The organism is Sphingopyxis sp. KK2 (assembly GCF_001990265.1).
In the GTDB taxonomy this organism is placed as follows: Bacteria; Pseudomonadota; Alphaproteobacteria; order Sphingomonadales; family Sphingomonadaceae; genus Sphingopyxis.
In genome coordinates this window covers 34,090-48,796 of record NZ_LYVN01000002.1, presented here as the reverse complement: position 1 = coordinate 48,796, position 14,707 = coordinate 34,090, and the positions used below count along the sequence as shown (strand labels likewise).

Sequence of the window (14,707 nt, the reverse complement as noted above, 5' to 3'; positions counted from 1 at the left end):
GGCTTGTCCCTGTCAGTCTTGCAGGCCGCGCCTGCCGCTACGGATTGTTCCTCGCCATAAGAGCGTTTGCGGTCAAGGTCCATCGGCGCAAACTTGCCTTTCATACGAATGTGACGCACTCTGCCCTCGCAAAAAGCATAGCGGGGTCGGGGCATGCGTACTTATCTGGTCGTGATCGACGACAGTCCGGAGGCCTCGCTGGCGCTCCGTTTCGCGGCGCGGCGCGCGGCGCGCACCGGCGGCGGCGTGATGGTGCTGGCGATCATCCCGCCGCAGGATTTCGTGGCGTTCGGCGGCGTGCAGGCGACGATCGAGGCCGAAGCGCGCGAACATGCCGAGACTTTGGTGTCGGCGGCGGCCGACACGGTCCAGCAGGAAGCCAATGTCACGCCGCAGATCATGGTCCGCCAGGGCAAGCCGGCCGAGGTCGTCTGCCAGGTGATAGCGGAGAATGACGAGGTCGCCGCACTGGTGCTCGCGACCGCGGCCTCGGGCGCGCCGGGACCGCTGGTCGCGCATTTCACCGGACAGGATGCCGGAACGCTCCCCTGCCCGGTGATGCTGGTGCCGGGCGGCATCGACATCGCCCGACTCGATGCGCTGAGTTAGGCGTGCGCGAGGCGCGGCGCCGCGCCTTTCCATTCGATGATCGCAAAGGCGAGCACGGCGACCGCCTGTGCCAGCACGATCACGATGCCGAGGCCGGTCATCTGCGCAGCGAAGACCGCAACGACGGCAAAGCTCGCGGCGACCCAACCGAGATTGCCCACCGCGATCAGCTTGACGAGCGCGGCGTTGGGGACGGCCTGCGCGGCGGCGGCGAACATCGGGAGCGCAGCGGCGAGGCAAATCCAGGCGCCGAAGGTTACGACAACGACCGGCAGCCCGAGCAGCGCGGCAACCGGCTCCAGCGCGAGTAGCCCGAGCGCGAGGACGCCGGTGCAGGTGATCGCGTCGACGATCAGGACGGTCTTGAGATTGGAAATCGACATAGGGGTTCTCCTTTCGAACCCGGCCCAACTATGCCCCCGAATGCAGCGCGTCGATTACGTGACAGGTAATGGAAATCGCGAAAGCCGGGGTATAGCTGCGGCGGCGAAGGAGACGTTTGATGAAGGCAGCACCGCTCGGCGAACAATTGCGCGAATGGCGCATGCGGCGCCGGATGAGCCAGATGGACCTCGCGCTCGACACCGAAATGTCGACGCGCCACCTCAGCTTCATCGAGACCGGCCGCTCGAAACCCAGCGCCGCGATGCTCCAGCGGATCGCCGACTGCCTCGAGGTCCCGCACCGCGCGCGCAACGCGCTGCTCCTCGCCGCGGGCTATGCCCCCGATTATCAGGAACGCGCGCTCGACAGCCCCGAAATGGCGGCGATGAAGGCGATCGTCGAACATGTGCTGAAGGGGCATGAGCCCTATCCCGCGCTCGCGGTCGACCGGCACTGGAACATGGTCGCGGCGAATGACGCCATCGCTATCCTGATCGAACAGGTTTCGCCTGAGTTGTTGACGCCGCCGATCAACGTGCTGCGCATCGCGCTCCATCCCGACGGCCTTGCGCCGCAGATCGTCAACTACGGCCTGTGGCGCGCGCATATATTGCACCGGCTCGACCTGCAGATCGAGGCGAGCGCCGACGCCGGGCTGATCGCACTGCGCGACGAGATCGCCGCCTATCCGGGGCCGGCGAACGACAATCACGGCGCGGTGAGCAGCATCGCCGTGCCGCTGGTCCTCGACACGATCGCGGGGCGGATTTCCTTCGTGTCGACGGTGACGATCTTCGGCACGCCGGTCGACATCACGCTGTCCGAACTGGCGATCGAGGCCTTTTTCCCGGCCGATGCGGAGAGCGCGGCGCTGTTGGCGAGGCTGGCCCAGCCTTCCTAAACTTCGTCATTGCGAGCGAAGCGAAGCAATCCAGGGCGGCTTACGCTACTCTGGATTGCTTCGCTTCGCTCGCAATGACGAGTCCTAACTAACGACGCTTGCCCTTGTGCTTGATATTCGCCGGCCGCCCGCGCTTGCCGACCACATGCTTGCCCGCCTTGTCCTTCTTCAGCCCGTCGCGCCGCACCGGACGATCGCGAAAGCCGCCCTCGGGCGCATCGGGCAACTCGAAGCGCAGCGCGCCGCTCACCGGGTTCGCCTCCATCAGCCGCAGGTCGAGCCGCTGCCCGGTGCTGAAACTCACCCGGCCATGCTCGCTGACCAGCGTCCGCGCCGCCTCGTCATAGAAGAAGCGCTCGCTGCCCAATATAGACACCGGCACCAGCCCGTCGCCGCCCAGGCCGTCGACCGTCGCGAAAAAGCCGAAGGGCTGCACCCCGGTGATCCGCGCCGCGACGATCTCGCCCGCCTTGTTCGCCAGATAGGCCGCGACATAGCGGTCGATCGTCTCGCGCTCGGCCTCCATCGCGCGGCGTTCGAGCGCGCTGATCGCCTCGCCGATGCGCGACAGCCCCTTGGCATCGGCCTCGCCCAGCCCGGTACGCTGCGGCAAATCCTTCGCCTTTCCAGGCACTTCGAGTCGATAGCTGTCGACCAGTGCGCGGTGGACGATCAAATCGGCATAGCGGCGGATCGGCGACGTGAAATGCGCATAGCTGCCGAGCGCGAGGCCGAAATGGCCCGAATTGGCGGGGCCATAATAGGCCTGCGTCTGGCTGCGCAGGATTGCCTGCATAATCTCGGGCAGTCGGTCGTCCTCTGAAAAACCGTCGATCAGCCGGTTGAACACCGCGGGCGTGATCACCTGTCCCAGCGCGAAGCTCTGTTCGAAGGTTTCGAGATATTCCTTGAGGCTGACGAGCTTCTCGCGGCTCGGCGGCTCGTGGATGCGATACATCACCGGCGATTTCTTCGCCTCGAGCGCCTTCGCCGCCGCGACATTCGCCGCGATCATATAATCCTCGATCAGCCGCATCGAATCGAGCCGGTCGCGGACGCGGATTTCGGCGATGCCGCCCGCCTCGTCGAGGATCACCTGCCGCTCAGGCAGGTCGAGGTCGAGCGGATTGCGCGCCGCGCGCGCCTTGGCGAGCAGCGCCCAGCAAGCCCAAAGCGCCTTGAGCGCAGGCAGCACATCGCCGTCCCACGCCTCGCGCGCCTCGTTCGCGTCATAGGCTGCCTGCGCATGTTCATAGGCGATGTTCGCGCGCAGCCGCACCAGCGCGCGGGTGAAACGCCATGACGTCACCTTGCCATGGCTGTCGATGACGAGATGGCACGCCATCGCGGCACGATCCTCGCCCGCCTTCAGCGAACAGACGCCGGCGGACAAGATTTCGGGCAACATCGGCACGACGCGGTCGGGGAAATAGACGCTGTTGCCGCGCCGCCGCGCCTCGCGGTCGAGTTCGCCGTCTGGCCGCACATAATAGCTGACGTCCGCAATCGCGACGATCGCCCGGAAACCGCCCTTGTTGCCCGGATCCTCGTCGGGCGCCGCCCACACCGCATCGTCATGGTCGCGCGCGTCGATCGGGTCGATCGCGACGATCGGCAGCGCGCGCAGATCCTCGCGCCCCTCGGGCGTCAGCGGCAGTTTCGCCGCGCGCTCGGCCTCGGCGATCGTCTCGCCGCTGAAGACATGCGGGATTTCGTGGCGCGCAATCGCGATCATGCTCAGCGCCTTGGGCGCAAAGGGATCGCCGATGCGTTCGATCACCTTCGCCTTGGTCGCGGGCCCGCGGCCGGTCAGTTCGGCGCGCACGAGGTCGCCGATCGCCGCATCGCCCATGTCGGCGACCGCGAAGTCGAAGCGCGCGCGCTTGTCGGCGGGGCGCAGCCAGGTCATCGCCTTGCCGCCCGGGCCGACGTCGTGGACGAGCACGCCGACGATCAGCTCGGCGCTCGCCTGCAACCGCTTCATCGGATGCGCGACATGCCCGCTGCCGCGTTCCTCGGTGCGCGCAAGGATGCGGTCGCCGATGCCGAGCGCGCCCTTGCGCCCCTGCTCCATCACGCGCACCCGCGGCGGCGGGGTCGAGGCTTCCCAGCGATCGGGCACCGCCCAGAGGTTGCTGCCCTCGATCGCGACGACGCGCAGCACCGTTACCTTGGGCAATCCGCCGTGCTTGTGGAACGCGCGCCCCGGCGCCAGATCGACGATCCCCTCGTCGGTCATGTCCTTGAGCAGCGCCTTCAGCGCGATCTTGTCGGCGCCGTGGAGCCCGAAATGCTTGGCGATCTCTCGCTTGCCGACCGCGCCGGGGCTCTGCTCGATGAAACGCATGATCTGGTCGGGCGTGGGCAGGCCGGGCTGCGGCTTGGGCTTTTTCATCGGACGTCCAAATGGTTCGCGCGGAGACGCGGAGACGCGGAGATGTCAGTTCGGGCCGACAGGCCCATTCTCTCCTTCAACGACGCGGCGGGCCGCAGCGATGGACGAGAAGAGCCGCTTTGCGGCAGGCGCAACCTCTCCGCGTCTCCGGGTCTCCGCGCGAACAAAATCAATAGGTCCGCCCGACGAGTACCCGTTCGACCGCCGGCTCGCCGGTGAAGAAGCAGGCGCCGTCTGCCGGGGCGGCATCGAGCGGGGTGTTGCGCATCGTCAGCTTGAGCGCCTTCAGCTGCTCGACGATCTTGTCGAGCGCAGCACCGCTCGGGCGCGACCATTGCACCTCGGCCCAGCCGACGAACTTGTCGTCGCCCGCGAAATGCGCTTTCAGATCCGTGACATCGCGGCTGATGTTCGCATCGAGCCGCGCCTTGGCCTCGGCATGGAGATTGGCCTGGATCTCCTCGAGCGTCGCCACCGCGGCGGCAACGAAATCGCCCTTCGCGACGAACGCGGTGTCGAGCTTGCCGCTCTCCTGATACAGCCGGTCGCGGCGGATCACCGCGACATTGCCGCCGGCTACGTCGCGCGGGCCGATCTCGACGATCACCGGTGCGCCCTTCTTGACCCAGCCCCAGCGCTTGGTCTGCGCCTTGGCGCCGCCGGTGTCGAGCAGCACGCGCACGGGTTCGCGGAACGCGTCGAGCGCCTTGAGCTGCACCTCGAGATCGCGGCAATAATCGAGGATCGCCGCGTCTTCGTCATTCTCGCGCAGCATCGGCACGATCACGATCTGGTGCGGCGCGATGCGCGGCGGACAGCGCAGCCCGTCGTCATCGCCATGCGTCATGATGACGCCGCCGATCATTCGCGTCGAGGTGCCCCAGCTCGTCGTGTGGCACAGGCTGTGGCCGCCGTCCTTGTCCTGGTAGCGGATGTTCGCCGCCTCGGCGAAGCCGGTGCCGAGATAATGCGAGGTGCCGGCTTGCAGCGCCTTGCCGTCCTGCATCATCGCCTCGATCGAATAGGTCGCGACCGCGCCCGGGAAACGCTCATTCTCGGGCTTTTCGCCCGCCACGACGGGCATCGCGAGCACATCCTCGGCGAAGGCGCGGTACATTTCGAGCGCGCGCAGCGTTTCGGCCATCGCGTCGTCGCGGTCGGCGTGCGCGGTATGGCCCTCCTGCCACAGGAATTCGCTGGTGCGCAGGAACATGCGCGTGCGCATCTCCCAGCGCACAACATTCGCCCACTGGTTGACCTTGAGCGGCAGGTCGCGCCAGCTCTGCACCCAGCGGCTCATCGCGCTGCCGATCACCGTCTCCGACGTCGGGCGCACGATCAGCGGCTCCTCGAGCTTCGCCTCGGGATCGGGAACCAGCTTGCCCTTGTCGTTCGCGATCAGGCGATGGTGGGTAACGACCGCCATTTCCTTTGCAAAACCATCGACATGGTCGGCTTCCTTTTCAAAGAAGCTCAAGGGAATGAAGAGCGGGAAATAGGCGTTCTGGACGCCGGCATCCTTGATCGCGGCGTCCATCACCGTCTGGATTCGTTCCCAGATGCCATAGCCCCACGGCTTGATGACCATGCAGCCGCGCACCCCCGATTCCTCGGCGAGGTCGGCTTCGGCAATGACATCCTGATACCAGGCCGCGAAGTCGGCCTGCCGGGTTACGCTGAGCGCATGTTTGACCATTTGTCCTGATTTCTATGCTGGGGGCGGGAGAGCGCCCCGATTATTTCTTGGCGAGCTCGGCCTTCAGTTCGGCGACTTCGGCCTTGAGCGCGGCGATTTCGGCGTCCTTCGCCTTGGTGTTCGAGGCGCCCGGAATGAAGGCGCTGGTCGCCTGCTGGAACATTTCGAGGTTCCGGCGCGTCAGCTCGGCCAATGGGTTCGACCCGAGGGCGCCTTCGAGCGCGGCGCGGACATCCTGCTGGTTCTTGCGGAAGGTCGCCATCGAGGCTTCGAGATATTGCGGCACCATCGACTGCATCTTGTCGCCGTACATCCCGATCAGCTGGCGCAGGAAATTGACGGGCAGCAGCGTCTCGCCGCGCGTTTCCTCGTCCATGATGATCTGGGTCAGCACATTATGCGTAATATCCTCGCCGCTCTTGGCATCGAGCACGCTGAATTCGCGCCCGTCGCGCACCATCGTGCCCAGATCCTCGAGCGTGATGTAGCAGCTGCGCTCGGTGTCATAGAGGCGTCGGTTCGCATATTTCTTGATGATGACCGTGTCGCCATCGGTCGGCGCCTTGGACTTCGCCATGGTGATGCTGCTCCCTGGTCCGGTGGCAAAGGCGACCCCGCCGCTCCGGCTTATTTGAATTCGGAACATGGGCATTAGCACCAATATATGATGCATCGCAACATGAGCCGAAGGGCCAATGGCGATTCGTGAGCGCAGCTTCGCGATACTGTCTTAATAGGCAAAGCCGGGTGGAGCCCGGCGATGGCAATCGCGACCTCGTTATCGACGTCACCACCGCTCAAAAGTAATATAGTTTCACAAGAAACCGTTGCATTGACATAATGACTGCATCCTTGCCCATCCCCTCGCCGCTTCATGTCGCGCTGCAACAAGCTTATTATTCAAGGCCTTTCCCCAGTCAGCGTCGACCAGTGTTGCGAAAATGACACAATGTCATGACGATGCGGCAAAGCGGTGGAAAATTTGCCCCCCAGGGGTTGTGCGCTTTCCGATTTCGGGCTTTCTAGCTGTCAATCCGTTCATCTCTATTTTTGAACGGGCAACCGGGGAGTTACCAAATGAACAAGTCGCACCTGCTTATGGGTGCTGCTGCCGTTGCAGTAGCCATGTCCGTGAGCCAGCCTGTTTTCGCACAAGCTGCCGCCGATTGCGTCGACGCCAATGAGAATGGCGTCTGCGATTCGGACGAAAATACCGACCGCGCGATCGTCGTCACCGGATCGCGCATTTCGCGCCCGACGCTCGAATCGTCGGTTCCGCTGACCTCGGTCGATGTCGGCGATCTGACCGACACCGGCGACGTCTCGCTGGGTGACGCGCTGAACGACCTTCCGTCGCTGCGCTCGACCTTCAGCCAGGGCAACTCGACCCGCTTCATCGGCACCGCCGGCCTGAACATCCTCGATCTTCGCGGCCTCGGCATTTCGCGCACGCTGGTGCTCGTCAACGGCAAACGTCACATCACCGCGCTGCCGGGCGACTATCTGGTCGACGTCAACACGATCCCGGTCGACCTGCTCGAGCGCGTCGACATCGTCACCGGCGGCAACTCGGCGATCTACGGCTCGGACGCCGTCGCCGGCGTCGTCAACTTCATCACCAAGCGCAACTATGACGGCCTGAGCCTGCGCGCGCAGGGCGGCGTCTCGTCGCGCGGCGACCGCGGCAACCTGTTCGTCAGCGGCACCTGGGGCAAGAATTTCGCCGACGGCCGCGGCAACATCGCCGTGTCGGCCGAATATGCCGAATCCGATCCGCTCTACTTCACCGACCGTGACGGCCTGACCGGCGCCTATTCGGGCCGCTGCCAGTTCCAGCAGACCGACCGCACCACCGACGAGACCCAGGCGGGCGACGGCATTCCCGACAGCACCTTCCTGTGCGGCATCAAGAACGCATCGATCAGCGACGGCGGCACCCTCGGGGCGATCGACGCCACGTCGGCCGCGCGTCGTCGTTACCTGCGCTTCGCTCCGAACGGCGATCTCTTCATCGACACGCCCGACGACTCCTTCTCGGACATCGGTTCGACCGGTAACCAGCAGGGCGGCGCGGGCTCGACGCTGCGCAACACCGGCCAGCTCGCTGCCGGCCTGAAGCGCTATGCGATCAACCTGCTCGCGCACTATGACGTCAGCGACGCCTTCCGTCCGTTCATCGAAGCCAAATATGTTCGCGTGAACGCGGTTCAGGAAGGTCAGCCGAGCTTCTTCCAAGGCTCGCTCGCCGGTTTCTTTGCAAATACCGACGAACAGTTTGCGGCTATTCCGGAACTGCGTTGCGACAACCCGTTCCTTACCACTCAAGCCTTCCAGACGCTCTCGGGCTTCGGTGTCTGCGGCGCAACGCCTGACGCTACCCCCTTCGCGATTTCGCGTTTCAACACGGACTTCGGCGGCCGCGGCGAATATCACACGCGTGAAACCTACCGCATCGTCGCTGGTGTCGAAGGCACGTTCAACGACGACTGGGGTTACGAAATCTCGGCGAACTACGGCCGTCTCGACACGCGTATGAAGTCGCTGAACAACCTCAAGCTGTATGACGAACAGGGCAATCTGGACGGCTTCCTGCTTGCCTATGACGCCGTGCGCAACAGCTCGGGCCAGATCGTCTGCCGCGTCAACGCCGACGCGATCACGACGAACGACCGCCCGGACTGCGTGCCGATCAACCTGTTCGGCAGCGGCCAGCCCAGCGCCGCAGCGCTCGCGTTCATCAACACCGACTCGCTCCGCAAGGAAAAGGCTGAGGAATTCGTTGCCACGGCAAGCGTCAACGGCGACCTGTCGCAGCTGTTCGAACTGCCGGGTGGTCCGATCGGCTTCGCTTTCGGCGCCGAATATCGTGAAGAAACCGCCTATTCGGCCTATGACGACCTGGTCGCCAGCGGCGGCACGTTCCTCAACGCGATCCCGCCGTTCGACCCCGCGAAGCTGACCGTGAAGGAAGCATTCGGCGAAGTCAGCGTTCCGCTGCTCGCCAACATGCCCTTCGCCGAAGAACTGTCGGTCAGCGCCGCTGCGCGCGTTTCGGACTATAACAGCGCCGCCGGCACCGTCTGGGCGTATAACGTCCAGGGCCTGTATGCGCCGATCCCGGACGTCCGTTTCCGCGCCGCTTACGCAAAGTCGGTTCGTACCCCGACGCAGAGCGACCTGTTCTCGACGCCGAGCGAAAACTTCGCGCAGATTGCCGACCCGTGCGACGTCAGCCGCATCAACAACGGGCCGAATCGCGTCGCGAACTGCGCCGCAGCGGGCGTTCCGGTCGGTTTCATCAACACGATCGCGAACAGCCAGACCACGGGCTTCCTGTCGGGCGGCAACCCCACCCTGCAGAACGAAATCGGCAAGAGCCTGACGCTCGGCATCGTCGTTGAACCCAGCTTCCTGCCGGGCTTCAACTTCACCGTCGACTATTACAAGATCAAGGTCGAAAGCCTGATCTCGGCGCTTGGCGCGCAGCAGATCATCGACCTGTGCTATGATAGCTCGACGGGCATCGACAACCCGTTCTGCGCGACCGTGCAGCGTAACTCGGCCGGCTTCTTCATCGAACCGGCGGTGATCTCGGGCGGCGTGAACTTCGCGGCGCAGAAGACCGAAGGTGTCGACCTCGACGTCCAGTATCGCCGGACGTTCGACAACGGCCACCGCCTGTCGTTCCGCGCCATCGCGACGCACCTGCTGCGCCTCGACAACTTCACCAACCCGCTCAATGCGCTCGAACCGAACCGCCAGATGAGCGAACTCGGTGATCCGCGTTGGGCTGCGAACGCCAGCATCAACTACGACTTCGGTGAATTCGATCTCGGCTGGACCGTTCGCTATATCGGCAAGCAGACCATCGGCACCTACGAAGCCCAGCATCCGTACAAGGGCGCTTGCCCGACCAGCGGCAACATCCCGCTGGGCGGCGGAACCTGTACCCCGGGCGACATCGTGCTCCTGCCGCCGACGAACCCCGATGCGTTCGCCGAAGTCACCTATCCGGACGTGTTCTACCACAGCTTCCGCGCGAACCTCGAAATCGACAAGAAGTTCAACTTCTACGTCGGCGTCGACAACGTGTTCGACAAGCTGCCGCCGCTGGGCCTGCTTGGCACCGCTGCGGGCGATCCGTTCGACAGCTTCGGCCGTTACTTCTACGCCGGTATCAAAGCCAGCTGGTAAGCCAGTCGGCTCCGGCCACCGAAACGGGCCGCCTTCCTTCGGGAAGGCGGCCTTTTTCTTTTGGGGCGTGGTGGTTTTGAGGTCGGGAACGGACGTTCAATATCCTCCCTGTCGCGCAGCGACGGGGAGTTGGCAGCGCGAAGCGCTGACGGAGGGGCTGACGCTGTCAGTCGTCGTGCAGGCTTTCCGCGGCCGTCCACCACCGCTTCGCTGCGCTCCCCCGCCCCATGGCTTCGCCACAGGGAGGATGCCGGTCCGCTTTCTCCCGCTACCCGGGCGCCTCTGCTCAGCCCCAGCGACGCTCGAAACGGTCGCCCAGCCCGGTGAGCAATTCATATTGCGAGAGCCCGCTCGCCGTCGCCGTCGTCGGCAGGTCGTAATCGATCGCCAGCCAGTCGCCCTCGCCCAGCGTGCCCGCACCGCTGGCATCGAACGCCGTCAGGTCCATCGACACGCGCCCGATCAGCGGCAGCGCCGCGCCGTTCCATGTCGCACCGCCATGACCCGCATGGCAGCGCAGATAGCCGTCGGCATAGCCCAGATTGGTCACCGCGATGCGGCTGTCGGCGGCTGCGGTCCAGCTCGCGCCATAACCGACGGTCTCGCCCGCGCGCACGTCGCGCAGTTGCAGCACGCGCGCCTCGGGAAAGACCACCTGGCGCAGCTGCCCCGCCGCATCGGCGCGCGGCAGCCCGCCATAGAGCGCGATGCCGGGCCGCGTCAGGTCGAAGGCGTAGTCGGCGCCGAGACATATCCCCGCGCTGTTCGCGAGGCTGTAGCGCCGCGCTGGAATAGCCTCGCGCAGCGCCCCAAACGCCGCGAGCTGCTGCGCATTTTGCGCGCTGTCCTCATCGGCCGAGGCGAGATGGCTGAGCAGGGTCTCGATGACCAGCCCATCGAGCGCGCCGCCCAGCGCCTCCTCGACGCGCAACCCGAGCCGGCTCATCCCGGTGTCGACCATGACGTCGCACGGCCGCGCGTCGCCGCCCGCGCGCCAGCGCGCGACCTGCTCGACGCTGTTCAGCACCGGCCGCACCGGCAGCGTCCGCGCCGCGACCATATCGGCCTCGCCCACCCCGTGGAGCACTGACAGCGCCACGCCCGCGGGCAGCGGCATCAGCGCCGCCGCCTCGGCCCAGGACGCGACAAAGAAATCGCGGCACCCTGCGGCCGCCAGATGGTGCATCACTTCGCGCGCGCCGAGCCCATAGCCATTGGCCTTGATCGCCGCACCGCAGGCCGCGCTTCCGCCTTGTGCCGCCAGCCAGCGCCAGTTGGCGACAAGCGCCCCGGCGTCGAGGCGAAGGCGAAGCGGCGGCGCGATATCGATCATGCCCCTGCCCCTAGCCGCGATCGGCGGCAGCGCCAATGCCGATCAGTTCGCCGGCCCCGGTGCGGGTGCCGCCTTGTCCCATTGCCCCTCGACCGGCTCCTTGAGCATGAAAGCGGCGACGAGGAACGCCACCAGCACCACGATCCAGGTGTACCACAGCCCGGCATAGGCATTGCCCGTCTTGGCGATGATGAAGCTCGCAATCAGCGGCAGGAACCCGCCGAAATAGCCGGTGCCGAGGTGATAGGGGATCGACAGCGACGAATAGCGGACATGCGGCGGGAACATTTCGGACAGCAGAGCCGCAACCGGGCCATAGGTGAAACCCGACAGTGCGCTCAAACCGAGCAGTGCGACAAGGATCACCGCGATGCCGAGCGCCCCCGGCACCTGCTTTTCGAAATCATAGCCCATCGCCTCGAGCGCGGGCTTGAGCACCCCCGGGTCCTCGCCCGCAACTTCGCGGCCGCCGATCTCGACCTTGACGCTGTCGAAACCGCTGCCGCTGTCCACCACCGTGTACGGCACGCCGAGCTTGGTGAGTTCGCCCAGCGTCTTGCCGCACGCGGTCGTCTGTTTCGAGGCAAAGGGATCGAAGCTGCACTGCGACCCCGTCACCACCACCGGCGCCTTTTCGGCCGCGGCGGTGAGCGCGGGATTGCCGACGCTGCCCATCAGCCAGAACAGCGGGAAGAGCAGCACCAGCGTCGCGGCATAGCCCCACACGATCGGCTTCTTGCGCCCGATCTTGTCGGAGATATGCCCCGCCCACAGGAAGAAGCCCATGCCGAGCGCGGCGGCGAAACCGACGATGATCTCGGCCGCCGTATCCTCGACCTTCATCGGCCCCTTGAGGAAGGCGAGGCCCGAGAACATCGCGGTGTACCAGATTACGGTGAGTCCCGCGGCGATACCGAACAGCGCGACAAAGATGCGCTTGGGGTTGCCCGGGAAGGTAAAGCTCTCCTTGAGCGGGTTCTTCGCCAGTTCGCCCTCGGCCTTCATCGCCTGGAACACCGGGCTTTCGGACAGCTTGAGCCGCATCCACAGCGAGATCGCGAGCAGGATCAGCGACAGCAGGAACGGCACGCGCCAGCCCCAGCTTTCCCACACTGCGTCGGACATCAGCGCCTTGCATCCCAGCACGACGATCAGGCTGAGCACGAAGCCGCCGACGACGCTCGCCTGGATGAAGCTGGTATAGAAGCCGCGCCGCTCGGGCGGTGAGTGCTCCGCCACATACACGGCGGCCCCGCCATATTCGCCGCCAAGCGCCAGGCCCTGCAGCACGCGCAGCAGGATGACGATGATCGGCGCCGCGATGCCGATCGTCGCCGCCGACGGGATCAGCCCGACGCCGGCAGTCGCGACGCCCATCAGCGTGACGGTGACGAGAAACGTATATTTGCGCCCGAGCCGGTCGCCGAGGAAACCGAACAGCACCGCGCCCAGCGGCCGGAAGCCGAAACCGACCGCGAACCCCGCCCAGACGAGCAGGATTTCGAGCGTCGCATTGTCGCTGGGGAAAAAGGCCTTGCCGATGATCGCCGCGAGCGTGCCGTAGATGAAGAAATCATACCATTCGAAGATTGTCCCCGCCGACGACGCGGCGATGACCATGCGGATATCCTTCTTGGTCGGCTGATAGACTGCGGCCTCGCTCATCGCGTGACATTCCCCCAAATGCGTTGTTTATCTGCCTCCGTCATAGAGGCTGTTCGGCCTTGCACAAGCGGGCGCGTGGGCGCAGCATCGCACCATGACCCAGTTCATCGACCTTTCGATCCCGATCACCAACGACGTCGTGTCGGACCCGCCGGTGATGCGCCCGCAGATCACCTACATGACCCACGAAAACACATGGCAACAGATCGCGATGTTCTTTCCGGGGCTGACGCAGGACGACCTGCCCGACGGCGAAGGCTGGGCGGTCGAAAGCCTGACCTTGAGCACACACAACGGCACGCATATGGACGCGCCCTGGCATTTCCATTCGACCACCGATCGCGGCGCCACCCCGGCGCCGAGCATCGACGAGGCGCCGCTCGACCTCTTCTTCCGTCCGGGCGTGAAGCTCGATTTCTCGGCCCGCCCCGCGGGGCATGTCGTCACCGCTGCCGAGGTCGAGGCCGAACTCGCGCGCATCGGCCATACGCTCCAGCCTTATGATATCGTGCTCGTCCAGTCCGGCGCGATCTACGGCACCGACAATTTCACCGACCAGGGCTGCGGCATGGGCGAGGAAGCAACGCTGTACCTGACGACACGCGGCGTACAGGTCGTCGGCACCGACGCGTGGAGCTGGGATGCGCCGTTCAGCCACACCGCGAAGCGGTGGGCCGAGACGCGCGACCCCAAGATCATCTGGGAAGGGCACAAGGCGGGCCGCATCCAGCCCTATTACCAGATCGAAAAGCTCACCAACCTCGCCGCCCTGCCCGCCACCGGCTGGACGCTGAGCTGCTTCCCGGTGAAGATTGAACGCGCGAGCGCGGGGTGGATTCGCGCGGTGGCGCTGGTCGAGGATTAGAGCGGTATCTCGCCGAGCATCGGAAAGACCGTCACCGGAATGGCGAAGGTGAAGGCGGCACGCCGCAGCGACGGGCTGTAGCAGCGGCGCAGGAACAGCCAGACGAAGACGATCGGCAACAGATAGGTGCTGAGCAGCAGCCAGAAAGGCAGCGGCCGATAGGGGGCCGCCGCCGCAACGGCGTCCTCGTTCACAAATTCACCGTCGCCAATATCCACAACGTCCACCCGCCCAGAACCAGGAGGCTCGCCCATGTCGCAACGACGCCGATCTGCCGCGTCACCGGCGGCTTCCCCGGCTCGACCGGCGCGTGCAGCCCCGCGATATGCGCGACGCGGCCGATCAGGAAGATCGCGCCGATCACCATCAGCGCCATATGGTTCGCCCGCGCGCTTTCAAGCAGCCCGAGCAGGATGACGACGATCGGCGCATGTTCGGCCAGATTGCCGTGGCTGCGGCTCGCCGCGATCAGCTTCGCATCGCCATGGTCGCCGAACGCGGCGCTGAGGCGCAGCCGCTGGCGCACCGTCAGGATCGCGGTGAACAGCAGCAACAGCGCGCACACGGCGCCGACGAAGGCGGTTACCGGTAATGTCATGATCGTCCCTCCCCCAAACCCCGCTCCCCAATTCCCGTCATTGCGAGCATAGCGAAGCAATCCAGAG

12 protein-coding genes are annotated in these 14,707 nt (G+C 65.4%); 4 read left to right on the top strand and 8 right to left on the bottom strand.

What is annotated here, in order from left to right; all coding sequences use genetic code 11:
• The first annotated feature begins 153 nt into the window (after positions 1 to 153).
• Positions 154 to 609, top strand: coding sequence for a universal stress protein (locus B1A78_RS00650; protein WP_077145107.1), 456 nt, complete (start codon positions 154 to 156; stop codon positions 607 to 609).
• On the opposite strand, the gene B1A78_RS00645 is transcribed toward B1A78_RS00650, so the two are convergent.
• Complete coding sequence (locus B1A78_RS00645; RefSeq protein ID WP_077145106.1) at positions 606 to 992, bottom strand: hypothetical protein; 387 nt, start codon at positions 990 to 992, stop codon at positions 606 to 608. The genes B1A78_RS00650 and B1A78_RS00645 overlap by 4 nt on opposite strands.
• A 119-nt stretch (positions 993 to 1,111) precedes the next feature.
• Here B1A78_RS00645 and B1A78_RS00640 point away from each other — a divergent pair, with 119 nt between their 5' ends.
• On the top strand, positions 1,112 to 1,894 hold the full coding sequence (locus tag B1A78_RS00640) for a helix-turn-helix domain-containing protein (protein WP_077145105.1): 783 nt from the start codon (positions 1,112 to 1,114) through the stop codon (positions 1,892 to 1,894).
• An 88-nt stretch (positions 1,895 to 1,982) separates the two neighbouring features.
• Here the strand turns inward: B1A78_RS00640 and B1A78_RS00635 are convergent, their stop codons facing one another.
• From B1A78_RS00635 to phaR, 3 genes are all read right to left on the bottom strand, one after another.
• Positions 1,983 to 4,289 (bottom strand): ribonuclease R family protein, encoded by a 2,307-nt coding sequence (locus tag B1A78_RS00635; RefSeq protein ID WP_077145104.1) that lies wholly within the window; start codon positions 4,287 to 4,289, stop codon positions 1,983 to 1,985.
• 169 nt (positions 4,290 to 4,458) lie between these two features.
• Positions 4,459 to 5,985: an aminoacyl--tRNA ligase-related protein gene (locus B1A78_RS00630; RefSeq protein ID WP_077145103.1), complete on the bottom strand. Its 1,527-nt coding sequence runs from the start codon at positions 5,983 to 5,985 to the stop codon at positions 4,459 to 4,461.
• A 40-nt stretch (positions 5,986 to 6,025) separates the two neighbouring features.
• Entirely contained in the window at positions 6,026 to 6,562 is a 537-nt protein-coding gene (gene phaR, locus B1A78_RS00625) for a polyhydroxyalkanoate synthesis repressor PhaR (RefSeq protein ID WP_077145102.1), read from the bottom strand.
• Positions 6,563 to 7,110: 548 nt separating this feature from the next.
• Here phaR and B1A78_RS00620 point away from each other — a divergent pair.
• On the top strand, positions 7,111 to 10,179 hold the full coding sequence (locus B1A78_RS00620) for a TonB-dependent receptor domain-containing protein (protein WP_372236859.1): 3,069 nt from the start codon (positions 7,111 to 7,113) through the stop codon (positions 10,177 to 10,179).
• Positions 10,180 to 10,465: 286 nt separating this feature from the next.
• Here B1A78_RS00620 and alr read toward each other — a convergent pair whose 3' ends face one another.
• Positions 10,466 to 11,512 (bottom strand): alanine racemase, encoded by a 1,047-nt coding sequence (gene alr / locus B1A78_RS00615; protein ID WP_077145100.1) that lies wholly within the window; start codon positions 11,510 to 11,512, stop codon positions 10,466 to 10,468.
• A gap of 42 nt (positions 11,513 to 11,554) precedes the next feature.
• A complete protein-coding gene (locus tag B1A78_RS00610) occupies positions 11,555 to 13,177 on the bottom strand; it encodes an MFS transporter (protein WP_077145099.1) in 1,623 nt (540 codons plus the stop codon).
• Between the two features lie 94 nt (positions 13,178 to 13,271).
• On the opposite strand from B1A78_RS00610, the gene B1A78_RS00605 reads away from it, so the two are divergent.
• Positions 13,272 to 14,042 carry a cyclase family protein gene (locus B1A78_RS00605; RefSeq protein ID WP_077145098.1) on the top strand — a complete coding sequence of 257 codons (771 nt, stop codon included), beginning with the start codon at positions 13,272 to 13,274 and terminating at the stop codon, positions 14,040 to 14,042.
• Here B1A78_RS00605 and B1A78_RS00600 read toward each other — a convergent pair.
• Positions 14,039 to 14,236, bottom strand: a complete 198-nt coding sequence (locus B1A78_RS00600; protein ID WP_077145097.1) for a hypothetical protein — start codon at positions 14,234 to 14,236, stop codon at positions 14,039 to 14,041. The genes B1A78_RS00605 and B1A78_RS00600 overlap by 4 nt on opposite strands.
• Entirely contained in the window at positions 14,233 to 14,640 is a 408-nt protein-coding gene (locus B1A78_RS00595; protein WP_083733680.1) for an MAPEG family protein, read from the bottom strand. The genes B1A78_RS00600 and B1A78_RS00595 overlap by 4 nt, the downstream gene beginning before the upstream one ends.
• Positions 14,641 to 14,707: the final 67 nt, after the last annotated feature.